This window comes from Pseudomonas fragi (genome assembly GCF_025426255.1).
Taxonomy (GTDB): Bacteria; Pseudomonadota; Gammaproteobacteria; order Pseudomonadales; family Pseudomonadaceae; genus Aquipseudomonas; species Aquipseudomonas kulmbachensis.
Map to the genome: position 1 here is coordinate 1,556,404 of NZ_CP104861.1, position 22,680 is coordinate 1,579,083.

Annotated in this window: 22 protein-coding genes; 10 read left to right on the plus strand and 12 right to left on the minus strand. The window is 57.2% G+C overall.

What is annotated here, in order from left to right:
• The first annotated feature begins 57 nt into the window (after positions 1 to 57).
• From N7D90_RS07305 to cysB, 4 genes are all read left to right on the plus strand, one after another.
• Positions 58 to 384, plus strand: a complete 327-nt coding sequence (locus tag N7D90_RS07305; protein ID WP_261741535.1) for a thioredoxin family protein — start codon at positions 58 to 60, stop codon at positions 382 to 384.
• A gap of 39 nt (positions 385 to 423) precedes the next feature.
• The gene (locus tag N7D90_RS07310) at positions 424 to 1,341 is read left to right on the plus strand and encodes a 5'-nucleotidase (RefSeq protein WP_261741536.1); all 918 of its coding nucleotides are present in this window, start codon (positions 424 to 426) and stop codon (positions 1,339 to 1,341) included.
• A 93-nt stretch (positions 1,342 to 1,434) separates the two neighbouring features.
• Positions 1,435 to 1,935, plus strand: coding sequence for a universal stress protein (locus tag N7D90_RS07315; RefSeq protein ID WP_261741537.1), 501 nt, complete (start codon positions 1,435 to 1,437; stop codon positions 1,933 to 1,935).
• 113 nt (positions 1,936 to 2,048) lie between these two features.
• Positions 2,049 to 3,023, plus strand: coding sequence for an HTH-type transcriptional regulator CysB (cysB, locus tag N7D90_RS07320; protein WP_019410733.1), 975 nt, complete (start codon positions 2,049 to 2,051; stop codon positions 3,021 to 3,023).
• 120 nt (positions 3,024 to 3,143) lie between these two features.
• Here the strand turns inward: cysB and N7D90_RS07325 are convergent, their stop codons facing one another.
• Together N7D90_RS07325 and N7D90_RS07330 are read right to left on the minus strand one after the other, a co-directional pair.
• Entirely contained in the window at positions 3,144 to 4,280 is a 1,137-nt protein-coding gene (locus tag N7D90_RS07325) for a catalase family protein (RefSeq protein ID WP_261741538.1), read from the minus strand.
• A 43-nt stretch (positions 4,281 to 4,323) separates the two neighbouring features.
• Positions 4,324 to 6,138, minus strand: coding sequence for a di-heme-cytochrome C peroxidase (locus N7D90_RS07330; protein ID WP_261741539.1), 1,815 nt, complete (start codon positions 6,136 to 6,138; stop codon positions 4,324 to 4,326).
• Between the two features lie 268 nt (positions 6,139 to 6,406).
• Between N7D90_RS07330 and N7D90_RS07335 the strand changes: the two genes are divergently transcribed.
• The 4 genes from N7D90_RS07335 to N7D90_RS07350 all read left to right on the plus strand — a co-directional run bounded on the left by N7D90_RS07335 (position 6,407) and on the right by N7D90_RS07350 (position 8,657).
• A complete protein-coding gene (locus N7D90_RS07335) occupies positions 6,407 to 7,126 on the plus strand; it encodes an FKBP-type peptidyl-prolyl cis-trans isomerase (protein WP_261741540.1) in 720 nt (239 codons plus the stop codon).
• 416 nt (positions 7,127 to 7,542) lie between these two features.
• Positions 7,543 to 7,884 carry a multiprotein-bridging factor 1 family protein gene (locus N7D90_RS07340; RefSeq protein WP_261741541.1) on the plus strand — a complete coding sequence of 114 codons (342 nt, stop codon included), beginning with the start codon at positions 7,543 to 7,545 and terminating at the stop codon, positions 7,882 to 7,884.
• On the plus strand, positions 7,881 to 8,249 hold the full coding sequence (locus tag N7D90_RS07345; protein ID WP_261741542.1) for a hypothetical protein: 369 nt from the start codon (positions 7,881 to 7,883) through the stop codon (positions 8,247 to 8,249). Before N7D90_RS07340 ends, N7D90_RS07345 begins: the two co-directional genes overlap by 4 nt.
• Positions 8,250 to 8,657, plus strand: a complete 408-nt coding sequence (locus N7D90_RS07350) for a tetratricopeptide repeat protein (RefSeq protein WP_261741543.1) — start codon at positions 8,250 to 8,252, stop codon at positions 8,655 to 8,657.
• Between the two features lie 91 nt (positions 8,658 to 8,748).
• Here the strand turns inward: N7D90_RS07350 and N7D90_RS07355 are convergent, their stop codons facing one another.
• Entirely contained in the window at positions 8,749 to 10,830 is a 2,082-nt protein-coding gene (locus N7D90_RS07355) for a carboxy terminal-processing peptidase (RefSeq protein ID WP_261741544.1), read from the minus strand.
• A 139-nt stretch (positions 10,831 to 10,969) separates the two neighbouring features.
• Here N7D90_RS07355 and N7D90_RS07360 point away from each other — a divergent pair, with 139 nt between their 5' ends.
• Positions 10,970 to 11,932: a zinc-binding dehydrogenase gene (locus N7D90_RS07360; protein WP_261741545.1), complete on the plus strand. Its 963-nt coding sequence runs from the start codon at positions 10,970 to 10,972 to the stop codon at positions 11,930 to 11,932.
• Between the two features lie 109 nt (positions 11,933 to 12,041).
• Here the strand turns inward: N7D90_RS07360 and N7D90_RS07365 are convergent, their stop codons facing one another.
• The 6 genes from N7D90_RS07365 to N7D90_RS07390 all read right to left on the minus strand — a co-directional run bounded on the left by N7D90_RS07365 (position 12,042) and on the right by N7D90_RS07390 (position 17,366).
• Positions 12,042 to 12,695: an HAD family hydrolase gene (locus tag N7D90_RS07365; protein ID WP_261741546.1), complete on the minus strand. Its 654-nt coding sequence runs from the start codon at positions 12,693 to 12,695 to the stop codon at positions 12,042 to 12,044.
• A gap of 34 nt (positions 12,696 to 12,729) precedes the next feature.
• The gene (locus N7D90_RS07370; protein WP_261741547.1) at positions 12,730 to 13,719 is read right to left on the minus strand and encodes an ABC transporter ATP-binding protein; all 990 of its coding nucleotides are present in this window, start codon (positions 13,717 to 13,719) and stop codon (positions 12,730 to 12,732) included.
• Complete coding sequence (locus tag N7D90_RS07375; protein WP_261741548.1) at positions 13,716 to 14,516, minus strand: ABC transporter permease; 801 nt, start codon at positions 14,514 to 14,516, stop codon at positions 13,716 to 13,718. Before N7D90_RS07375 ends, N7D90_RS07370 begins: the two co-directional genes overlap by 4 nt.
• Positions 14,503 to 15,339: an ABC transporter permease gene (locus N7D90_RS07380; RefSeq protein WP_261741549.1), complete on the minus strand. Its 837-nt coding sequence runs from the start codon at positions 15,337 to 15,339 to the stop codon at positions 14,503 to 14,505. Before N7D90_RS07380 ends, N7D90_RS07375 begins: the two co-directional genes overlap by 14 nt.
• On the minus strand, positions 15,336 to 16,151 hold the full coding sequence (locus N7D90_RS07385; protein WP_261741550.1) for an alkaline phosphatase family protein: 816 nt from the start codon (positions 16,149 to 16,151) through the stop codon (positions 15,336 to 15,338). Before N7D90_RS07385 ends, N7D90_RS07380 begins: the two co-directional genes overlap by 4 nt.
• Positions 16,152 to 16,298: 147 nt before the next feature.
• Positions 16,299 to 17,366, minus strand: a complete 1,068-nt coding sequence (locus tag N7D90_RS07390) for an ABC transporter substrate-binding protein (RefSeq protein WP_261741551.1) — start codon at positions 17,364 to 17,366, stop codon at positions 16,299 to 16,301.
• Between the two features lie 347 nt (positions 17,367 to 17,713).
• Here N7D90_RS07390 and N7D90_RS07395 point away from each other — a divergent pair, with 347 nt between their 5' ends.
• Positions 17,714 to 18,433, plus strand: coding sequence for a UTRA domain-containing protein (locus tag N7D90_RS07395; RefSeq protein WP_261741552.1), 720 nt, complete (start codon positions 17,714 to 17,716; stop codon positions 18,431 to 18,433).
• Positions 18,434 to 18,604: 171 nt separating this feature from the next.
• Here N7D90_RS07395 and N7D90_RS07400 read toward each other — a convergent pair whose 3' ends face one another.
• The 3 genes from N7D90_RS07400 to N7D90_RS07410 form a co-directional block, all read right to left on the minus strand.
• A complete protein-coding gene (locus tag N7D90_RS07400) occupies positions 18,605 to 20,764 on the minus strand; it encodes a mechanosensitive ion channel family protein (RefSeq protein ID WP_261741553.1) in 2,160 nt (719 codons plus the stop codon).
• 108 nt (positions 20,765 to 20,872) lie between these two features.
• Entirely contained in the window at positions 20,873 to 21,064 is a 192-nt protein-coding gene (locus N7D90_RS07405) for a hypothetical protein (RefSeq protein WP_261741554.1), read from the minus strand.
• Between the two features lie 174 nt (positions 21,065 to 21,238).
• Complete coding sequence (locus N7D90_RS07410; RefSeq protein ID WP_261741555.1) at positions 21,239 to 22,528, minus strand: M18 family aminopeptidase; 1,290 nt, start codon at positions 22,526 to 22,528, stop codon at positions 21,239 to 21,241.
• Positions 22,529 to 22,680 lie beyond the last annotated feature (152 nt).

Sequence of the window (22,680 nt, forward strand, 5' to 3'; positions counted from 1 at the left end):
GAACACTGACTCCAAGTGCCATCAATTTAATATTGTCTTATGAGTATAGTGAGCGAAATGGAACTGACCGACTTTGATGCCGATCAGCAGCTGCTGGCGCTGCCCGGGACCTCGCTGGTGATTTTTACCAGCGCTGGTTGTTCGGCCTGTCGCACTGCTCGGCGCATGCTGCCAGAGATGCAGTTGCCCATTGACCGGCTGTGCTGGATCGATGCCAGTGACAACGGGGGCCTGGTCGAGCGCTATGAAATTTTCCATTTGCCAACCCTGTTTGTGGTGCGCGACGGGGCGTTTTACGGTGAGCTCAAGTCCCGTTTGAGTGAAGGCGAATTGGCGCACCATATTCGACTCGCCTTGATGCTTGAGCCTGACGAGTTACCTTGATCCGATATTTGTACTCGCTTGAAAACCTGTGGAGGCGATATGAGCAAAGGCTTAAAAGGCAAGCTGGTGCTGGCCATCTCTTCTCGGGCCCTGTTCGACTTGAGTGATAGCCATCAGGTGTACTTGACCCAAGGGATCGAGGCATACCGCCAGTACCAGATCGAACATGAAGATGAAGTACTTGCCCCGGGGGATGCCTTCGCGCTGGTCAAGAAGCTCCTTAGTTTCAACGCCAGCCTTGGGCGCGAGCGGGTCGAGGTGGTGCTGGTGTCGCGCAACAGTGCCGATACCGGGTTGCGGGTGTTCAATTCGATCCAGCATTACGGCCTGAATATTTCCCGGGCAGCGTTTTCCGGTGGGCGCAATCCGCATCCATATCTCAATGCATTTGGCTGTGATCTGTTTTTATCGACCCATGCCGATGATGTGCGCAGCGCATTGAATGCCGGGTTTGCGGCGGCGACCATTTTGTCGGGTGGCGCGTTGCGTGCCGAGAGCAACGAATTACGGATTGCCTTCGACGGTGATGCGGTGCTGTTTTCCGATGAGTCAGAGCGCGTGTTTCAGACCGGTGGCCTTGAGGCGTTTCAGTCCCTTGAGCGCGAGTCCGCGCGCAACCCGTTGCGTGGCGGGCCGTTCAAAGGTTTTTTGGAGGCGCTTAACCTGCTGCAACGCGAGTTTCCTGATGATGCATGCCCGATTCGCACCGCGCTGGTCACCGCACGTTCGGCGCCAGCCCATGAGCGGGTGATACGCACGTTGCGTGATTGGGATATTCGCCTGGACGAGTCGCTGTTTCTCGGCGGGCTGGATAAATCGGCGTTTCTGGAAGCCTTTGCAGCGGACGTGTTTTTCGACGATCAGGCCGGTCATTGCGAAAGGGCGCGTCAGGTTGTCGCTACCGGTCATGTGCCCCACGGCATCAGCAATGAATCCGCGGACTCAACGCCCGAGTAGCCGCGTGGGCAAGTTATTGCGCGGATCATCGTACTTGTCCGTGCGCTGCTAAGCTGAATCAATCTCGTCCATTAAAGCTGTCGAGGGGGTCGTATGATTCGCTCAATTCTGTACGCCACTGATCTCGGTATTTACTCGCCGGTAGTGATGCAGCATGCGTTGGGGTTGGCCAGCAGTTTCGGCGCAGATCTGTATGTAGTGCATGTGGTTGAGCCCATGGGGCTGTTTGCCGAGTCGGTATTAGAAAGCTACCTCGATGAGCAGGCGTTGAGCGAGCTGCATCAGCAGGGCATGGACACCATGCTTTCAAATATAGAGCTGCGGGTTTTTGCAAGTATTCGCGAGGAGTTGGCAGGGGGGGAGCGGGAACTGGCCCTGATTCGATCGGTCAAGGTTATTCAGGGCGAGCCTTCGCAGGTCATTCTGGAGCAGTCGCGCAAACTGTTGGTTGATCTGCTGGTTCTGGGCAGTCATGCCCAGTCAACGGGGGGCGAATCGCATTTGGGGCGTACGGCAGCCCGGATTATCGATCTGGTACAGATCCCGGTGTATCTGGTGCCGCTGATGCAGCGTCGGCGCAGTACTGATGTGTAAGGCTGATGAATCGATAAAAACGATAAAAAGTTCTAGATTTCTTATTCCAACCTTCCATATAGTTATATACCGCCGCCGATACCCTTGGCGTCTATCAGCTTTGAGGGATGCATATGAAGCTTCAACAATTGCGCTACATCTGGGAAGTGGCGCACCACGACCTCAACGTTTCGGCCACCGCGCAGAGTCTTTACACCTCACAGCCGGGTATCAGCAAACAGATCCGCCTGCTTGAAGATGAGCTGGGGGTCGAGGTCTTTGCCCGTAGTGGTAAACACCTGACCCGAGTGACACCGGCAGGCGAGCGCATTATCACCACCGCTGGCGAGATCCTGCGCAAGGTCGAAAGCATCAAGCAGATCGCCCAGGAATTTTCCAACGAGAAAAAAGGCACGCTGTCGATTGCCACCACCCACACCCAGGCGCGTTATGCCTTGCCGCCGGTGATCAGTAATTTCATCAAGCAATACCCGGATGTTGCGTTGCACATGCACCAGGGTTCGCCGATGCAAATTGCCGAAATGGCCGCCGATGGTACGGTCGATTTTGCGATTGCCACCGAGGCCCTGGAGCTGTTCGGTGATCTGGTGATGATGCCGTGCTACCGCTGGAATCGCTGTGTGGTGGTGCCACAAGGTCACCCACTGACCAAATTGCCGAAGCTGACCCTTGAAGCGCTGGCTGAATACCCGATCGTGACCTATGTGTTCGGCTTTACCGGTCGCTCCAAACTCGACGAAGCCTTCAGCCACCGCGGCCTGACCCCTAAAGTGGTGTTTACCGCTGCTGACGCCGACGTGATCAAAACCTATGTGCGTTTGGGCCTGGGTGTTGGCATCGTCGCCAAAATGGCCGTGGACACCAAACTCGACAACGACCTGGTGGTACTGGACGCGAGCGAACTGTTCGAGTCGAGCATCACCAAGATCGGTTTCCGCCGTGGCACCTTCCTGCGCGGGTTTATGTGCGACTTTATCGAAAAGTTCGCTCCGCACCTCACCCGTGAAGTCATGGCCAAGGCCATTGCGTGCCACAACAAACAGGAACTGGAAGACCTGTTCGAAGGCGTTGAACTGCCGGTGCATTAAGTGCGCCATTCTGGACTGTAGCCGCTACCGCAGGCTGCGATAAGGTCCGCAGGACCTTTAAGAATCAGGGCCGCTGCGCTGCCCATCGCAGCCTGCGGCAGCGGCTATATGTGTTTGCGGTTACTGCTCGGCATTACGCGTATGCCGGTACGCGCTCACCGCGTCATACACCGCTTTGCGCAAACGGTTGATCCCGCCTATCGGCCGATGCTCTTCAATCCCGTGCCACGGGCTGAACGACAGGTTGTCACACGTTAGATTCTGACTTGGGGTGTCGAAGTCTTGAGGGGCAATCTTGACTCGTGCCACGGTCTCGAAGGGCGCGTCAGACTCTTTCCACTCGATACTGGTGTCTTCGATCGGCATAAAGCGATTGGCGTTCTGACGCTGGATTTGCAGCACAAAACAGGCCGGTACTCGGTCCGTGGACAGTTGCTGGTTCAAGGCGTTGCGCAAAAAGTTGGGCAGCGCCTCGTTCTGCTTGGGCAAGTTATACGCCGGGCAACTGTCGGGGTCAGGGGCTACCCGGTATTTGGCATTGGCCGTGCCGAACTTGTAAGGCGATACCGAAAAGTAGGTGGTTTGAGTTGGGCTGGCCGGAGCCGGTGCCAATGTGGCCAGGGCAATAAACAAATGACGGACTTGCCAACTGCGCGGGTCCCATGACGGGAAGAACGCTGCGATCTTTTTGCCATCGGCCTGGGCCGCGATGTTCTGACGATATTCGGCAACATCGCTGACAAAGAAGTTGGGGTGGTTGAACATCACAAAGTCCTGTTCGTGACGGCCTTGCTGGCTCGGCAACAGTTGAGCCCCCGGCACGTCGAGCAACTTGATCGCCATGCCACGGGCATCGCGGATGCTGTCGAATTGCGGGTAAGCGTTGCCATTGGACAGGCGCATCACGGCTTGCCAGGTTTTGCCTGGGGTGGCAAACACGCCTTCGCGCAAAGTCGGGTCCAGGTCATCCAGCACCTGGACTTGCGCCTTGACGCAGCCATGAGCCTTGGCGTGAGCATCGCGCAGATAGCGGGTGTTCTCGCGATGCTGGTCGACGATCCTGATCGCTGTCTGGAGGGTGTCCTGGGTCATGGCGGCTTCACCCGCCGGTATCTGCTCCTGAGCCGAGACCGGCCCGCGATGCTGCCAGGCGTACCAGCCTGTAGCAAGCGCCCAGCCGAGTAACCCCAGGGCAATCAGCAGCAACAGCAACTTGCCCAGCCATTTGCCGAGTCGAAGCCAGAAAGTGGTCAGCATGCAAACATCCTTTTAGCGAAAGCTTCGGTGTGTTGAAGGCGCTTCATTGGTTGGGCAACTGTTGCTCAAGGGGACCGCCGAGCACTTTCAAGTACTCCAGCAGCGCCCAGCGTTCTTCGGGTTGCAGCAGGCGGCCGATCACCCCATTGCCACGAGGACCGGAGCGGAACTCGTGACCGCTGTTGTGATTGCCGCTGATGCGGGTGTCGAGTACAAAACCGCCGTCAAAGGCCTCTGTGCGGTAGCCCAAATGGCGCGGGTCGTACTCAAAGCTGCCGCGATAGAAGGTAGCGTCGCGCTCGGACTGTGGTGACAGCAGTTGGTACACCGTAGGTACCGAACCGTTGTGCAGGAAGGGTGCCGTGGCCCAGATCCCGTCGAGCGGCCGAGCCTTGTAGGCACGCAACTCCATGACGCCAATCGGCAGGCCAAAGCCATTGAGGCGATCCTGCTCTTCAGGGCCGATGTTGGCGTCGTGGTAGGCACGCTTTTCAACAAAGGCGGTTACGTAGGCCAAGCCCTTGGCTACCGACAGTTTGCTCATGTCCAGAGGCGCGTCGGTTTTGGGGAACAAATCCACATTCATTCCGGCCAGTTCGGCGGGGTCCCATTGCAATGCGCTCAGGTCGTAACGGTTGTCGGCGATGTTATTCGCGGTATTGGGATCGGTGCCAATCACCTCGACCGGCAGCATTTTGAGTTGCTTGACCCATCGCCCGTTTTCTTCAACCACAGGCGGCACGTGACACCCGGCGCAATTTTCGCTGAATAGCGCGCGACCTTTGGCGGCCAGAGGGCGATCGACCGGGCCGAACAGATCTTCGGGCCAGACCGGGGGCTTGAGTTTTTGCAGGGTTTCTTCGATCAGGTGCAGGTCATTGACCCGGACACTCGACGGATAACGAGCATCGCCTTGCAGTGGCTGACCATGGGGGTCGAAAAAGTTCAGGGTGGCGCCAACGCCAAGCGCTTCGCCAATGTTGCGTGCCATCGGCTGCTTGGCCGAGCCGGTCCACTGCACCCAGTCAAACGTCCACATATCCCACAGGTGTGGATAGTCTACCGGAGCGTTGGCCACACGGTAGTTGGCGGGGGAAATTGCATCGCCGAAGCTGGCGTTGGCAATACGCCCAAATGCATCGGTGCGGCCAGGGCCTTCTAGCGTCGGATAGAGGCCGCGATGGGTATCGTTCCAGGCCACACTCAGGAAGTTGTCCAGCGACGCCTTGAAGTCCTTGCGCAGCTGCTGGTGTTGCGCATCGTATTGATCGCCCAGCACCGTGCGGGCGAAACGCTCGAATTTCCACGGGTTGTAATAAGTCGCTGCAAGGCTGGCTACCAGCGCCTGGCCAAAACTGCCGCCGCGCAAGGTAGGTACGCTGGATGGCAGCACGTGCTGTGCCGGGGCGCCGTCAATGCGCAGTGCCTGGCCTTTGAACCGCAACTCGCCGGTGTGACAGGCTGCGCAGGTGATATCCAGGTACTCCACGGTGCTGCCAGGGTTCTGGTGACGAGTAAAACCCACTGGCAAATTGGCCGGGTTGGCGGCACTGGCCTGTTGCTGGGGGGCAACCAGAAAGCCAAAGCGCGCCAAATACTCGGGCGCTGCGAAAGGCTGCTTTGAAAAAGGCAGCTCCAGGGCGCTGAACCAGTCGTAATGCAGGCCTTTAACCTGTGTGCCCTGAGGGGTGTAGTAATAAGTTTGACGGTCAGCAGGGCTCCACTGGTCAAGATAGTGCAGTTGCTGCGGGGGTTGGTAGGCAGGCAGCTTCGGGTTGGCAATGAAGTAAATCACCAGGCCAATTCCCAGGGCCAATGCCACCAGCAACCCCAGCAAAACACGGTAAAACAGACGCACAATAACGCTCCTTGTAAGAATATTTACAGCCTTATGCCTCAGGTGTGGCCTGGCATCAAGCAATCATGGGGTGGCACTGTCAGGTTTGGCAGGTTCTCAGATGTGTAAATAAAAGTTGCGGCTATTATGAATTCTTCCGAGAACACCGTTCCGGCGGTGAACTTATCCATGATTTGTCTCTCTTAACCCGGTAGCCATTGGTCGCGGCCGCCTGATAAGCTCGCGGCTTTATTCGATTGCCCATTTGGCGCATGAACAAGGAAATAGCATGAAACAGCATCGGTTGGCGGCAGCTGTGGCCCTGGTAAGTCTGGTACTGGCGGGTTGTGATTCGCAGACCAGCGTAGAGCTGAAAACCCCTGCGCAAAAAGCCTCGTACGGCATCGGCCTGAACATGGGCAAAAGCCTGGCTCAGGAAGGCATGGATGACCTTGATTCCAAGGCTGTAGCCCAGGGCATCGAAGATGCCGTCGGCAAGAAAGAGCAAAAGCTCAAGGACGATGAACTGATCGAAGCGTTCGCAGCACTGCAAAAGCGTGCGGAAGAGCGTCTGACCAAAATGAGTGAAGAAGCCTCTACTGCAGGCAAAAAATTCCTCGAAGAAAATGCCAAGAAAGCTGGTGTTGTCACTACCGCTTCTGGCTTGCAGTACGAAGTAATCAAGAAAGCCGATGGTCCTCAGCCTAAAGCTACCGACGTGGTGACTGTTCACTACGAAGGCAAACTGATTGATGGCAAGGTGTTCGACAGCTCGGTAGAGCGTGGTAGCCCGATTGATCTGCCGGTTAGCGGTGTAATCCCGGGTTGGGTTGAAGGCCTGCAACTGATGCACGTTGGCGAGAAGTACAAGCTGTACATCCCAAGCGAGCTGGCTTACGGCGCACAAAGCCCAAGCCCGTCGATCCCGGCCAATTCGGTACTGGTATTCGACCTGGAACTGCTGGGCATCAAAGATCCTGCCAAAGCAGAGCAAGACGCTGCCCAATAAGCAGTTTTTTGTACGCACAACGCCCCGTCTCGACGGGGCGTTGTCGTATCTGTAGTCCGAGTCGAATTTTTGTAAGTTCTGTCCTACAAAACTCAAAATGTCCCATAAGTTCCCTTGGCTAGTGGTTGCTGACTGCCAAGTCAATGAATTTATGGGTTTTTTTATGTGTGTAAAAAACGCCCGATCTGACTACAAGCCTTATGGGACGGGCCTTTCAGCCATGAAAAACAGCTCTGTTCACAAGGTTATCCACAATTTGTGTGGATAACATTTGCCGATCAACGTGCTGTTTTGGGGCGTTTTCCACTAATCGCCTATTTGAGATCAAAAACTCCCGAGCCCTTGGTAGCTGTTAGGATTAGGCTTATAGGGAAAGTTCCGACTCGAGCTATATAAAAGTCTGACGGGGTTTAGTAATGGATCTTCAAATTATCAAGCGCAATGGCGAGCCCGAATACGCAGTTCTCTCATGGGAAAGCTATCAGGCTCTGCTCAAGGCTGCAGGTATCAAGGAGCCGGCACCAGCACCAGCACCGGATGTGCAGCCGGCAGTTCCCGAGCAGGTTCTGCTCGGGCTCGATCAATTGCGCGTTCTGCGCGAGAACAAGGGCCTGGCCCTTGAGGCGCTGGCGCGCACAGTAGGCATCAGTGCGTCGTATCTGGGAATGATCGAATCCGGGGAGCGTCTTCCGGATCTCGCTATTCGTCGCAGCTTGGCCTGGGAACTGGGTATCGCAGGTTGGAGGGAAGCATCATGAGCGTTCGCATCAGTCGGCAACACTGGGACGGGTTGTTGGCTGAGCTCGATCAGGCGCGTCGACAGCGCCATTTGCTGACGTACCGTGCGTTGTTGGAGCGGTTGCAATTGCCGAGCCCGGCCATGTTGACCTTGACCGCAGCACTTGAGCATCTGGCGGCAATGGATGCCAAGGCCGAACAACCATTGCGCAGTTCGCTGGTGATCAGCCAGGGCGCAAGCCGTCTGCCACGTACCGGTTTTTTTGAATGCGCAGAGCGACTTGGACGCTTTCCCGGCCCGCCGGATGGCATTGCTGCCGCGTCGTGGCATGCCTCTGAGGTCGTACGGGTGTTTGAGTACGCTTACGAGCACGAGGAAGCTTGAGTGCTCTGGCGATTTAAAGCGCGCTTGAGCTACTGGCTGGCGCGCAAGTTGTTTCACTGGTCCTGGTGTGTCCGCCAACCGCGTATCTGGCGCTGGATGGAAGGACAGTTCTCGCGCATGGCCAACCTGGGGGATACCCGCGCCCAAAGCTTCTATGGGCATATCCTGGCCTTTCGCGGTCAAGGATTGGGGGCAAAGGAGGAGGGCGTGCGTTTGTTGCGCCTGGCAGCGTTGAGCGGCGATGCGAAGGCCGCATACCAAGTGGGTGTTTTCTGCCTGGCAGGTTCGCTCGGCAAAGCGCCTGATGCAGTCGAGGCTGCACGCTGGTGGACGATGGCGGTAAAAGCCGGGCACCCGTTGGCAGCACATAAGCTGGAGATGTTGAATGAGCAGGGTGGTTCGCGATAGCAGGCCGACCCGTAACTGCCCTGGCATTACCCATCGCCAATAAAAAGGGCGGGCGCATTACGCGGCCCGCCCTTTTTTACATCGGCTGGAATTACTTCTTGGCAACCTGCGAGCTGAGCTTGAGGTAGTCCAGCAGAATCCGCCCGGTTTCACTCAGGTAGGCGTCATCTTCCGGTTTGGTCTTTTCAGGTTCGACCGGCAATGCATCTTCGTCTTCTTTCTTCATTTCCTTGAGCGGTGCTTCGCCTTTGGCCTGACGACGGGCGTTTTCCATCACCAACTGCTTGGCGTCGATGTCGGCGTGTTGTGCGCGACGTTCCGCTTCGTTGAGGCTGACGGTTTTCTCGGTCATCAGTTTTTCGGCGAGGGCCAACTTGTCGCGGATAAAGATGAACTCGGCATCTTTGGCAACTCGTGCGTCATGCTCGGCTTTCAGCTGATTGATGAAAGGCTTGAACGGATCGACAGCAGGCTTGATGGCAGGACGGATGGTGTCCCACGGCATGGCTTCAGGCAGTGCGCTCTCGCCGATTTCCTTGGTGTCGATGATCGACGGGAAAGCGACATCGGGCAGTACGCCCTGATGCTGGGTGCTCTGACCGGATACCCGGTAGAACTTGGCCAGGGTCAGTTTCAGTTCGCCATGATTCAGCGGCTGGATGGTTTGCACCGTCCCTTTGCCGAAGGTCTGGCCGCCAATGATCAGCGCACGATGGTAATCCTGCATGGCACCGGCAAAAATCTCCGAGGCTGAAGCCGACAGGCGATTGACCAGCAACGCCATCGGGCCTTTGTAGAACGCGCCCGGGTTTTCGTCTTCAAGAACGTCGACCTTACCGTCGGCGTTACGCACCAGAACGGTTGGGCCCTTGTCGATAAACAGGCTGGTCAGTTCGGTGGCTTCCTGCAACGAACCGCCGCCGTTGTTGCGCAGGTCGATGATCACGCCATCGACTTTTTCTTTCTGCAACTCGGTCAGCAGTTTTTTGACGTCGCGGGTGGTGCTCTTGTAGTTCGGGTCGCCTGCACGGAACGCTTTGAAGTCCAGGTAGAACGCCGGGATTTCAATCACGCCGAGCTTGTAGTCCTTGCCATCCTGTTTCAGGTTGAGAATAGACTTTTTCGCGGCCTGCTCTTCAAGCTTCACCGCTTCGCGGGTGATGGACACGATCTTGCTGGTCTGGTCGTTAGGCGCGTTGCTCGCTGGAATCACTTCCAGGCGCACCACAGAGCCTTTAGGGCCACGAATCAGTTTGACCACTTCGTCCAGACGCCAGCCGATTACGTCGACCATCTCTTTATCGCCTTGGGCGACACCGATGATCTTGTCCGCCGGAGCGACCTGTTTGGTCTTGTCGGCCGGGCCTGCGGGCACCAGACGGACAATTTTCACCTGGTCGTTATCGCTCTGCAACACGGCGCCAATGCCTTCCAGCGACAGGCTCATGTTGATGTCGAAGTTTTCCGCGTTATCTGGCGACAGATAGTTGGTGTGCGGATCGTAAGACATGGCGAAGGTGTTGATGTACGCCTGGAAGATATCTTCGCTGCGGGTCTGATCGAGGCGCGCCAGTTGATTCTTGTAGCGCTTGGTCAGCAGTTCCTGAATTTTCGCAGGCTCCTTGCCGGCAATCTTCAGACGCAGGACTTCGTCCTTGATGCGTTTGCGCCACAGATCATTGAGCTCGGCTTCGGACTTGAGCCATGGAGCTTCCTTGCGGTCGATCTCCAGGCTTTCCTTGGCTTTAAAGTCCAACGAATCAACGCCTTTGTTCAACTCGGCAAGGGCGAAGTCCAGACGCGACTTGACGCGATCCAGATAGCGCTTGTAGATGATGAAACCGGGGTTGAGGTCGCCGCTTTTGAGGAAGTCGTCAAACTTGTACTTCCACTTGTCAAATTCGGCAATGTCGCTTGCCAGAAAGTAACTGCGCGAAGGGTCCAGCAGCTTCAAGTAGCTGTCATAGATGATCGCCGAGCGGGCGTCATCCAGTGGCGGCTTGCTGTAATGATGGCGCTTGAGCAGCTCAACAACGTTAAGACTGGCAATTACCTCATCACGATCGGGCTGAAGGTTATCCCAACTGTTAGCGGCAAACGTATTGGCCGAAAACGGCAAAACGCCTAAGCCAATGAATAGGGCAAGTGCGGTGCTAGGGAATAAATGCTTCATGCTGATTCGACGCGGGGGCAATTGATAACGCATATTAGGCCGTCTTTGAAGTCGCCGGTTCCATCAAGGACCGGTCGCATAATGCAAAAAGCCCGGTGCTATAGCGCCGGGCTCAGTCCAGACTCACTATGGAGGCACTGTGAAAGCATTGCAAGGCGTTGAAGGTCAAGTGACATGGGTTGAGGAGCCAAGCCCTACCTGTGATGTAGGACAAATTCGGATTCGAGTAGCGGCTGCGGGTCTCAATCGGGCCGACTTGTTACAGAGCGCTGGCTTGTATCCGCCGCCGCCGGGTGCCAGTCAGATGTTGGGGCTGGAGTGCTCCGGAGTGGTCAGCGAAGTGGGTCCGGGTTCCTCCTGGCAGCTTGGCGACCGGGTTTGCGCGCTGTTGGCGGGCGGTGGCATGGCGCAAGAGGTGGTGGTCGATGGCCGTCACGCTTTGCCGGTGCCGGAAGGCTTGTCGTTGATTGAAGCCGCGGCCTTGCCTGAGGTTTACAGCACGGCTTGGCTCAACCTGTTTCAACTGGCGGGTCTCAAACCAGGTGAAAAAGTGCTGTTGCACGCGGGTGCAAGTGGTGTTGGTTCAGCGGCCATTCAGCTGTGCAAAGCCTTTGGCAGCCCGTGCTGGGTGACCGTAGGTTCGGCTGACCGGCTGGCTTACTGCCAGGCGCTGGGCGCTCAAGGTGGAGTGGTGCGCACCGATGGGCTGGACGATCTAAAGGCCTTGGGTCCTTTTGATGTAGTGCTCGACCCGGTGGGCGCCAACTATGCCGAATCCAACCTCAAGTTGCTGGTACAGGACGGGCGTTGGGTGTTGATCGGTTTGATGGGCGGTCGCAAGGCCGAGCTGGATCTGGCGTTGGTACTGGGCAAGCGTATCCAGTTACTGGGCTCGACCTTGCGCAGCCGCAGCGACCAGTTCAAGGCTGACCTGCTCAGTGATCTGGGGCAGCAGGTATGGCCGTTGTTCACCGAAGGCCGCTTGAGCCCGCAACTGGCTAAAACCTTCCCGATTGAAGAGGCCCAGGCGGCGTTTGCCGAACTGGCCAGTAATCAGGTGTCGGGCAAGCTGGTGCTGGTGATTGACGCGAGTCTGGTGTAGCTATTTGAAGCGTACGCACATCGTTTAGATACTCTGTTCCAGGTCAAGCCCCAGTGGGAGCGAGCCTGCTCGCGAATGATCTTCGCGAGCAGGCTACAGGTGTGAGGTGTTACTTCCAGTGATGGATCGGCCATCCGGCCTTTTCAGCCTGTTCGAGCAATACCGGATCCGGATTGACGACATGGGGATGGTCAACCTTGAGCAATAACGGCAAATCGTTACGCGAGTCGGAGTAAAAGCTCGCGCCTTCGAGATTCTCTTCCTGCTCATCGAGCCATTCCAGCAGGCGCGTGATCTTGCCTTCGCGGTAAGTCAAAGTGCCCACGGTGTTGCCGGTGTAGAAACCGTGGGCAACTTCCAGTTCAATCCCCAGTACTTCATCGATGCCCAGGCGCTCTGCAATGGGCTTGACCAAGTGTGTGCCCGAGGCCGAAATCACCAGGATCCGGTCACCTGCCTTGCGGTGTGCGGCAATGGTTCGCGTCGCGTCACTGAAAATGATCGGTTCGATAAAGTCTTCAACCCAGGGGCCGACCAAATGCTCGACTTCTTCGGGGGTGCGACCGATCAGGGGTTCCAGGCTGAAGGCCATATAGTCCTCCATGGCCAGCTCGCCCCGGCTGTAGGCGTCCATCAATTCGTTGTTGCGCTGCATGAACGACTTCGGGTCGACCCAGCCCAAGCGGCCCATCTGCTCGCTCCACAGGGTGGCGCAGTCGCCGTGAATCAGGGTTTCGTCCAGATCAAAGATTGCCAGAGCCATCAGCACAACTCTCCCTTCAGTAAATTCAAGTACATCAGGCTACCTCACAAAGGGTACTCGAATCGATCGACAGCGCTACGCGCTGACCGTCCGGGTACAGATCGCCGGGGGAGCGGTTGAGCACATCAACGATCAATTCGACCCCGCGCGTCTCGACGCGATAGCGGATCACATTGCCCAACAGGCTGTGGTTGCGGATCAACGTGTCGGGCTCGCCTTGCAGGCTCAAGCCGAGGGTTTCCGGGCGGATGGCGATGCGGCTGTTGATCGGGCGCTGCAACAGGCGGCTGGCGGTGTCGGAGTCCAGCAGGTTGTAGTTACCGATAAACCCTGCGGCGAACGCATCTGCCGGTGCGGCATAGAGGGTCTGCGCATTGCCGCTTTGGACGATGTGGCCTTTGTTCATCAGGAAAATACGGTCGCTCATGACCAGGGCTTCTTCCTGATCGTGGGTGACGAATATTGTGGTCAGGCCCAGCTCGCGCTGAATCGTGCGGATCTGCTCGCGCAAGTGCTTGCGAATGCGTGCATCCAGCGCCGACAGTGGTTCATCCAACAGCAGCAGGCGTGGGCGCGTTACCAGCGAGCGCGCCAACGCGACCCGCTGGCACTGGCCACCAGACAGTTGGTGGGGGTAGCGCTTGGCAAAGTCATTGAGTTCCACCAGTTGCAACACTTCGGCCACGCGTTTGTGGCTGTCATCGGCTTTGACCTTTTGCATGCGCAAACCAAATGCCACGTTTTGCTCGACAGTCATGTTGGGGAACAGCGCATAGCTTTGAAATACCATACCGATCCCGCGTTTTTGCGGGCTCAGCGGCACTATGTCCTGGCCATCCAGAAGGATTTTGCCGCCATCCACCGGGGTTAGCCCCGCGATGCAGCGCAACAGTGTGGACTTGCCGCAGCCGGACGGACCGAGAAGGGTGACGAATTCACCTTTGGCGATGTTGCAGTTGATATCACTGAAGACCGGCGTGCCGGAATAGGATTTTTGCAGGCGTTCGACGCTGACGAAGCTCATTGGCTTTTGTCCTTGTTCAGGAAGGTGGCAACCCAGGTCAACACCAGTACAAAGAGGAAATAGGAGATCACGAGCGCGCTGGTGAAGTGGCCGCTGCTGTTACGCATGTTGTTCAGGAACACCTGCAGGGTTTCGTAGCGGGTGCCCACCAGAATATTGGCAAATACAAACTCGCCAAACAGGAACGAGAACGACAGCAGCAGGGCCACCATCAGGCCTTTGCGCAAATTGGGCAGTACCACCAGAAACGCGGCCTGCCAGGTGCTGGCACCCAGCAGTTGGGCGGAGTCCATCAGGTCGCGCAGGTTGATTGCTTGCAGGTTGTTGGTGATCGCTCGATACATAAAGGGCAGCGCGACGGTGAAATAGCAGCCAATCAGAATCCACGGAGTGCCGACCATTTGCAGCGGGCCGGAACCATATAGCTGCAGCAGGCCTACCGATGACACCACGGGCGGTACGGCAAAAGGCAGCAGGATCAGGATGTTCATCAGCGCATCCAGCTTGGGGAAGTGGTAATGCACCACAAACAGCAGCGGCAAAATCAGAATCACCGACAGTACCAGCGCAGCGACACACACCAGCAGCGACTGGCCGAAAGCGGCAAGAAAACGCGGGTCGCTCCACAGTTGGCTATACCACTTGAAGGTGAAACCACTGGGCAGGATAGTCGCCGACCAACTGCTGGCTATGGAATAAACCAGGGTGCCCAGCAGCGGCAGAAGTAAAATCAGAAACAGCAGCCAGACCACGCTGCGGTGGTAAACGCTGGCAGACGTGGATTCAACGCGCGACATGGTAGCTCCTCTTTAACAGCCACTGATGGACCAGGGTTACCAGGGTCATCAAACCCACCAGAATCACCGCCAAGGCGCTGGCCATATTCGGGTCCAGGCTGATATCACCGGAGACCATCGCGGCAATACGGATGGGCAGTACGTTGAAGTTACCGGTAGTCAACGCATACACCGTGGCGTAGGCGCCCAGGGCGTTGGCCAGCAGAATCACGAAAGTACCGAGCAATGCCGGGGTGAGTACCGGCAGGCCGATGTGGCGCCAGAACTGCCAGCTGTTCGCGCCCAGCAAGGAGGCTGATTCGCGCCAGTCTTCGCGCAAGGCATCGAAGGCCGGGTAAAGCAGAAGCACTCCGAGCGGAATCTGGAAATAGGTGTACAGGATGATCAGGCCGGTTTTGGAGTAGAGGTTGAAATCCTGGATGATCCCCGCCTGTTTGAGCATGATCGTGATGCTGCCGTTAAAGCCCAGCAGAATGATGAACGCAAAGGCCAATGGTACACCGGAGAAGTTGCTGGTCATGTTGGCGAACGCGTTAACAAAATTGCGCAGCCGTGAATCCACCTTGCGCAGGGAGTAACTGCCCAGTACGGCGATCACGATGCCAAACAGGCTGGACCAGAAGCTGATCTCCAGGCTGTGCTGAATCGCTTGCAAATAGAATTTCGAGTTGAAGATCTTGATGAAGTTGGCCAAGCCCCAGCCGCTTTCTTCAGATTGCACACTGTGGATCAGTACCCACACCAGCGGGGCAATCTGAAACACGATAAAAAATACTGCGAAGGGCACCAGGCACAGCAGCGCAAGCCATTTGCCACGACTCATGATGCGGGCCTCAACAGGTCCTGGCACCACGGTTTGTCGTGGGCTACGCCCAGCAGTTCGCAGACGGTGCCACACAGCTCGGTCTGTTTAGGCGCGACATCCGGATTGAGGCTAAAGGCATCCCCCAGCACAAACAGTGGTACTTCACGTTCTTCGGGCAGCAAGCCGTTGTGCGAACGATCGTTGTTCATGCCGTGGTCGGCAGTCACCAGTACTTGGTAGCCAGCGTCCAGCCAGCCTTGCAGATAATCGGCCAGAATGATGTCGGCCGAACGTGCGCTGTTGCGGTATTGCGGGGTGTCGAGACCGTACTTGTGCCCGGCATCATCAATGTTCATGGGGTGAACCAGTAGAAAGTTCGGCTGGTGCGCCAGGCGCAGGCTTTCGGCGTCGGCGAACAAGTGAGAGTCGGGGTAGTGATCGCTCCAGTAGAAATGCCCGTTCTGAATCGGCAGATCGGCTGCAACGGTATGGCGGTCCCGGGCAACGACGAACGGGGAGCGGTTATACAGTTCGCTGACCCAGTGATAGGCCGCGGCCGCAGTGGTCAGCCCGCCATCACGGGCGTAATGGAACACGCTGCGCTGATTGGACAAGCGCGCCACATTGTTATGCACGATGCCGCTTTCAATCGGCGGCACACCGGTGAGGATACATTCGTAGAGGGGGCGCGACAGTGCGGGCAGTTCGCAGGTGAGCTTGTACAGCGTGCAGCGCCCGGCTCCGACATAAGCCTGCAAATGCCCCATTGCCTGGCGGGCGACCTCGTAATTCAAACCGTCGAGGACTACCAAAATAACGTTGTGTTTCATGTACGGCGACTCCGCAAGCAGATGTAGCATGCCAACCCTGTAGCCGCTGCCGAAGGCTGCGATAGGGCCCGAAGGCCCCCAAGAAGCAGGGCTGCTTCGCAACCCATCGCAGCCAGTGGCAGCGGTTACAGGTGCCGGTTCAGTCAGTTACTGCATATTGATAATGACTTCTTCCTGCCACAGCTGCGGCAAGGCCTTGGAGGTTTTTTCCCAGGCGTCTGCGTCCTTGATCGGCGTTACATTTTTGTACTGATCGTTGGAAAGCAGCTTGGCTTGAACGTCTGCTGGCAGCTTCAGGTGCTCAGCACGAATCGGCCGAGCATTGCCTCGCGCCAGGTTGGTTTGACCGGCATCGCTGAAGATGTATTCGCGGGTCAGTTTGGCCGCGTTCGGGTGCTTGGCGTATTTGTTGATGATGGTGGTGTAGCCCGAGATCACCGAGCCATCGGACGGGATCAGCACCACGTAGTCATCCGGGTTGACCATTTTGGCTTTGTAGCTCAGACCGTTGAAATCCCAGACTACGCCGACTTCCACTTCGCCCTTCTCCATGGTGGCGATGGTCGGGTTGGCCAGAGACAAGCGACCTTGCTTGGCGATGTCAGCAAACATCAGCAGGGCAGGTTGCACGTTCTTTTCATCACCGCCATTGGCCAGCGCAGCTGCCAGCACGCCATTGGTGGCTTGCGCTGCAGTGCTCACGTCACCGATTGAAACCTTGTATTTGCCGGACTTCAGATCAGCCCACTTGGTTGGAATTTCGGAACCGTGCAGCAGCTTTTTATTGACGATAAACGCGATGCTGCCGGTGTAGGCCAGGGCCCAGTTACCGTCCTTGTCCTTGGCCCATGCAGGGATCTGGTCCCAGGTGGTCGGCTTGTACGGCTGGGTCACGCCCTTGGCGACTGCAATCGGGCCGAAGGCTGCGCCTACGTCACCAATGTCGGCGCTGGCGTTGTCTTTTTCTGCTGCAAATTTGGCGACTTCCTGGGCCGAGCTCATGTCAGTGTCGATGTGCTTGAGGCCGTAGAGCTTGTTCAGGTCGGCCCAGGTGCCTTTCCAGTTGGCCCAGTCATCGGGCATGCCGACACTGTTGACCGCACCTTCAGCCTTTGCTGCGGCTTCAAGGGCTTTTAAATCGACATCGGCGGCCATGGCCGACGTGCACAGGGCGATGCTTGAACCTAACAGTGTTGCCAGGAAAAACTGTTTCATCCGAAGCTCCTTGGGCGTTTTCAACGCTGGGTTTTATTGCTCTTTTGCGGTGGGTTGGTCTAGGTCAGCAATACCTGAGCCAATTTAAGCCCGGCAGATGACACTTTAATGTCGGCATTACTTGTGCAGGAGGTGTTGCAGGTCCGCGGGTGTGTTACGAACAAGCTTAGACCATCGACAAGGCCCCGACTGGCAAGGGCTTTGGGGCTTTTCAAGTGGCATGCGGCGCGGCGCTTGTCATGTAACAGTCATATGTTCTGCCTAGGCTGGCAGGCTCAAGGATTGACCCGTTAACAGGTCAGGCCTGCCCACATTTGGTGCTGGACTAGTCCAGATAGGTAACGTTGATGCGAGAAGGTGCACCCAAAGCGGTGACAGCGATCAGTCGCACGCTGCAAGAGCAGATAGAGCACGGCCTGTTGGCGGGCGGCAGTCAGTTACCCGCTGAGCGAAAACTTAGTGAGCTGTTTGCCACCACCCGGGTCACGGTGCGCGAGGCACTGCTGCAGCTTGAGGCTCAAGGGATGGTTTATCGCGAAGAGCGCCGTGGCTGGTTTATTTCACCGCCACGTCTGGCTTACAACCTGATGCAGCGCAGCCACTTCCATGCAATGGTCACGGCCCAAGGGCGAGTGCCGACCACCGAAGTGATTTCGGCGCGCCTGCAACCCGCCACGGCGGCGGTGTGCGAACGCCTGCAATTGCCGGCGCTGTCCAGCGTGATCCAGATTTGCCGTGCGCGGCGCATTGATGGGCGGCTGGTGCTGTATGTCGAGCACTACCTGAACCCGCAATATTTCCCACGGATTCTGGAATGTGATCTCACACAGTCGATCACCGAGCTGTATGCCCGGCACTACGATTTACATTACGGTCGGGTGCGTTTCGAAATCGTGCCCACGGCGTTGCCGATGGAGGCTGCAGCCACGCTCAAGGTTTCAACGGGTAGCCCAGGCTTGCGAATTGCGCGGGTCAATTACGATCAGCACGAACGGCTGATCGATTGCGATCTGGAGTATTGGCGACATGATGCGATTCATGTCGGGGTGGATGTGCTGGAGCGCTGAACCAATGCGTGCTCCGTAGCAGCTGCCGAAGGAACGAGGCTGCGTTCGGCGGCGTAGCCGTCGTAAAACCTGAACCCGCTGTCTATCAGTTAAATCGCGGCCTCAGGTTTTACGATCGCTTCGCAATCGAACGCAGCCTCGTTCCTTCGGCAGCTGCTACATGTCCAGGCATCAATCCTTCTGCAATATTCCGCTGCCCGCAGTTACCACCTGCACACTCAGGCGCGGGGTCGCCAGGTCCAGCCCGGCTTCATCCAGATGCCGTTTGAGCGACAGGTTGAATGCCCGCGACACTTCCCATTGCTTGATCGGAGCAGTCTTGAAACGAGCACGCAAAATGGCGCTGCCGGACTCGAAACTCTCAACCCCCTGGATCTCCAGTGGTGACCAGATATTGCGTCGCTGCAGGGGGTCGGTGCGCATCTTCTGACCGACTTCGCGCATCAGTTTTATCGCGTCGTCGATGTCCATGTTGTAGGGGATCGCAACCCGAAAGATGGCGTAGCCAAATTCGCGGGAATAGTTCTTGATGCTTTTGATTTCGCTGAACGGGATGGTGTGCACGATGCCGTCGATGTCCCGCAGGCGTACCGTACGAATCGTCAGCCCTTCAACAGTGCCCAGGTGCCCACCGACATCGACGTAGTCGTCGATGGCCAGGGAGTCTTCAATGATGATGAACAGGCCGGTGATCAGGTCGGCTACCAGTGACTGTGCACCAAAGCCGATGGCCAGACCGATCACACCGGCACCCGCCAGCAGGGGGGTGACGTTCATGCCCATATTGGCCAGGGCAACGATCAGCGCAATGATGAAGATCGCCACGAACAGCACGTTGCGAATCAGCGGCATCATGGTTTGGGCGCGCGCATTGGCCAGACCTTTGCGCGAGCGGGTCAGGGCGTGATGCACTGCGGTGTCGGAAAGAATCCAGATCAGCCAGGCAAACAGCAGAGTGCCGCCGAGGCTGAACAGCTTGACGCTGATCTCGTGCCCTTCACCCTCGGTGAAGCTGATCAGGGACATGCCCCAGACCCGCAGGCCCAGTTCGATGAACACCAGCCACACAACCAGATGCGCCAGGGTATAGAGGAAGCTTGTCAGACGTTCGGAATACAGCGCGTGACGCTTGTGTCCGCGTTGCGGTTTTTGCGAATGACGTCGCACCAGCCCGTTGATCACCATGCACAACACCACCAGCACGGTGCAGATCAGTGACTGGCGCAATGCAGTGCTGGTATCGCCTGCCGAGACAAACGTCGCGACCAGCGAAACACCAACCAGAATCAGTGCCGGTATATACCAGTAGGTACCGAGGATCTCGATGCTGTCGCTCAAGGCGCGGCGGGTCAGGCGCCGCGACAATGGCTGGTTGCGGATCAGGTGGGCGATGGGGCGGCGGAACCGGATAATAAACAACCCGGTGGACAGCGCGGCCATCACATTGGCAAACGTAGCTGCCGTATGGGCCAGATGCACGCCGAGGGTCGCAACCAGCCGCGGGTCGCTCAGCGCCTCACCAAACGCTGCGAAGCTGCCGATCCACCACAGCGGGCGAAAAGCCTGGTGCCGCAAAATATGCAGGGCTCGGTGGCGGTGCGGTCCATCGAGCAGCGAGAACAGGATGACGCAAATGGCTGAGAAGCACGTGCCGATAACCAGGGCATAGGCCAGCACCATCGCCAGGTCTTTGCCCAGCGACGACGGCAGGGCATAGCTCATGTACACCGTGATCATCAGCGCGACCATCCACGGGCCCAGCTTGCGCAAGGCAAAGCGCAGCATGTCGACGGCCTTGGGGTGTTGCGGCAATTCTTCACTGAGGCCAAAACGCACACGCACACGGTGGCTGACCCAAATCAGCAGTGCGGCCAGCAGGCTCCAGACCATGATGATCAATGCAAAGGCAAAGATGATCGGTATCCATTCGCTGGCTGGCAGCATCAATGCTTCCAGCTCGTCCTGGGCCTGTGATATTTCCTTGGACCAGCGATAGCTCGGGCTGTCTGTGCCGGAGAACTGTTTTTCGAGGTCGGCCAGGGTGCTACCGATCAGACCCAGTACGCCGATTTCGGCTTCGGGCTGGGCTTTTTTGGTGGCATCGCGCAGCTTTTTCAGGTCAGCCAACAGCTTGCTGCGCTGTTGATCGTTTTCGAGGTTTTTGATCACCTCGTCCAGCGATTGACCCAGCGGCTCGCTCGGTTGTGCCTGGGTTTTATCCGAACTACCCAGGATGCCCGGCAAGCCAACGGCTTGCGCCGACGTCATGGGCAACAGCGTCAGCAGGCAAACCAGCAGGCAATAGGGCAAGGCGAATAGACGAAGAAACACTGGGCGATCAACCTCGAAGGGGGCAAATTGGCCGAGTGTACGCTAGGGCCCGCGATCATTCATTTCTTGTAACCGATAAATAAACGATTGCGGACGCGGAGCAAAAAATCAGAGCGATGACTCGTTCAGTTTGGCGAGGATTTTAAAGATGATGGTGCCGAAAATCAGCAGCATGCCAGCCCAAATCATCAGCACGCCGACGCCACTACTGCGTTCGCGGAAGTTGAAGCCAATGGTCAGCAGCAGCATGCCGCAGACAATGGGAATCATCATGGAGTGGAACGCAGACGTTTCGAACATGGTTATGGACCTGTGGAAAAGAATGATCCCAGTCTAGGTCGGATTACGCAGATGTGTGGTGATGTGTGTCAAAAATGAATCGGCCAGATGCGTAGCCTGTAGCCGCTGCCGCAGGCTGCGATGGGTTTGGCGGCCCTTATCGCAGCCTACGGTAGTGGCTACAAGGCATTTGCCTCATGGCAATTGGTTGCTGGCGTAAAACGCGCTCAACACTTTGACCAGATGCGCCAGGTCATGGCTGCCGGCCAGTTCGCGGATCGAGTGCATGGCGAATGTCGGCAGGCCGATATCCACGGTGCGCACACCCAAATGGCTGGCGGTGATCGGGCCAATCGTCGAGCCGCAACCCATGTCGCTGCGCACCACAAAGCTTTGCACCGGAACTTCCACCGCCATGCACAGGTGACGGAAGAACCCGGCCGTTTCGCTGTTGGTGGCGTAACGCTGATTGCTGTTGACCTTGATCACCGGCCCGGCATTGAGCTTGGGGCCATGATTGGCGTCGTGTTTATCGGCGTAGTTGGGATGAACGCCATGGGCGTTGTCTGCCGAGACCAGCAGCGATTTTTGGATTGTACGTACGTACTCGTCGCCGTCAGGCAGCACACGTTGCAGGATCTGCTCCAGCATCGGGCCATCGGCACCGCAGGCCGAGCAAGAGCCGACTTCTTCGTGGTCGTTGGCCACGAACAGGCAGGTTTCTTCAGTCTCGGTAGTGAGCAGGGCTTGCAGGCCGGCATAGCACGACAACAGGTTGTCGAGGCGCGCACCGGCGATAAAGTCGCCATTAAGGCCGATGACTGCAGCACTTTGGGTGTCGTAGAAACTCAGCTCGTAATCAAGCACTACATCGGCATTGAGGCCGTGCTCACGGGCCAGTTGGTCGGCGAGCAGGGCGCGGAAATCAACACGCTCATCGCCTGCCACTTGAGCCAGGATCGGCGGCAGTTCGGTCTGGGGGTTGATTGCCCAGCCTTCGTTGGCGGTACGATTGAGGTGAATCGCCAGGTTGGGGATGGTCGCAATCGGCGCCTTGAAATCGATCAGTTGGCTTTCGACCTGGCCATCGCGGCGGAAGGTGACTCGCCCAGCGAGCGACAGGTCGCGGTCGAACCAAGGGGCCAGCAAGGCGCCGCCGTAGACTTCGACGCCCAACTGCCAGAAACCTTGGCGTTGCAGTTCAGGCTGAGGCTTGACGCGCAGGCACGGGCTGTCTGTGTGAGCGCCGACCATACGAATGCCGCCTTGCAGCGCAGAGTGACGCCCCAGCTTGAAGGCAACAATGGAAGAGTCATTTCGGGTGACGTAATAGCGACCATTGGCTTCGGTGAACCATGTCTCGCGCTCGTCGAGGCGTTGGTAGCCTGCAGCCTCCAAGCGTTGCACAAGACTTGCAGTGGCATGAAAGGGGGTAGGGGAGGCCTTCAGAAAGTCGATCAGGCCTTGGTTCAACTCTTCGCGCATAAGTTACTCCAGACAGCAAGGCCGCGAGTTTAGCGCATTGATCGCAAGAATTGTTGCGGTGCAATTTCCGTAGCAGCTGCCGTAGGAACGAGGCTGCGCTCGATTGTGAAGCAATCGTAAAATCTGAGTGCGCGTTTTACCTGATAAAACGC

Coding starts and splice junctions, on each gene's coding strand:
- N7D90_RS07305 (WP_261741535.1), top strand. CDS start 58: ATGGAACTGACCGACTTTGATGCCGATCAGCAGCTGCTGGCGCTGCCC.
- N7D90_RS07310 (WP_261741536.1), top strand. CDS start 424: ATGAGCAAAGGCTTAAAAGGCAAGCTGGTGCTGGCCATCTCTTCTCGG.
- N7D90_RS07315 (WP_261741537.1), top strand. CDS start 1,435: ATGATTCGCTCAATTCTGTACGCCACTGATCTCGGTATTTACTCGCCG.
- cysB (WP_019410733.1), top strand. CDS start 2,049: ATGAAGCTTCAACAATTGCGCTACATCTGGGAAGTGGCGCACCACGAC.
- N7D90_RS07325 (WP_261741538.1), bottom strand. CDS start 4,280: ATGCTGACCACTTTCTGGCTTCGACTCGGCAAATGGCTGGGCAAGTTG.
- N7D90_RS07335 (WP_261741540.1), top strand. CDS start 6,407: ATGAAACAGCATCGGTTGGCGGCAGCTGTGGCCCTGGTAAGTCTGGTA.
- N7D90_RS07340 (WP_261741541.1), top strand. CDS start 7,543: ATGGATCTTCAAATTATCAAGCGCAATGGCGAGCCCGAATACGCAGTT.
- N7D90_RS07345 (WP_261741542.1), top strand. CDS start 7,881: ATGAGCGTTCGCATCAGTCGGCAACACTGGGACGGGTTGTTGGCTGAG.
- N7D90_RS07355 (WP_261741544.1), bottom strand. CDS start 10,830: ATGAAGCATTTATTCCCTAGCACCGCACTTGCCCTATTCATTGGCTTA.
- N7D90_RS07365 (WP_261741546.1), bottom strand. CDS start 12,695: ATGGCTCTGGCAATCTTTGATCTGGACGAAACCCTGATTCACGGCGAC.
- N7D90_RS07370 (WP_261741547.1), bottom strand. CDS start 13,719: ATGAGCTTCGTCAGCGTCGAACGCCTGCAAAAATCCTATTCCGGCACG.
- N7D90_RS07375 (WP_261741548.1), bottom strand. CDS start 14,516: ATGTCGCGCGTTGAATCCACGTCTGCCAGCGTTTACCACCGCAGCGTG.
- N7D90_RS07380 (WP_261741549.1), bottom strand. CDS start 15,339: ATGAGTCGTGGCAAATGGCTTGCGCTGCTGTGCCTGGTGCCCTTCGCA.
- N7D90_RS07385 (WP_261741550.1), bottom strand. CDS start 16,151: ATGAAACACAACGTTATTTTGGTAGTCCTCGACGGTTTGAATTACGAG.
- N7D90_RS07390 (WP_261741551.1), bottom strand. CDS start 17,366: ATGAAACAGTTTTTCCTGGCAACACTGTTAGGTTCAAGCATCGCCCTG.
- N7D90_RS07395 (WP_261741552.1), top strand. CDS start 17,714: ATGCGAGAAGGTGCACCCAAAGCGGTGACAGCGATCAGTCGCACGCTG.
- N7D90_RS07405 (WP_261741554.1), bottom strand. CDS start 21,064: ATGTTCGAAACGTCTGCGTTCCACTCCATGATGATTCCCATTGTCTGC.
- N7D90_RS07410 (WP_261741555.1), bottom strand. CDS start 22,528: ATGCGCGAAGAGTTGAACCAAGGCCTGATCGACTTTCTGAAGGCCTCC.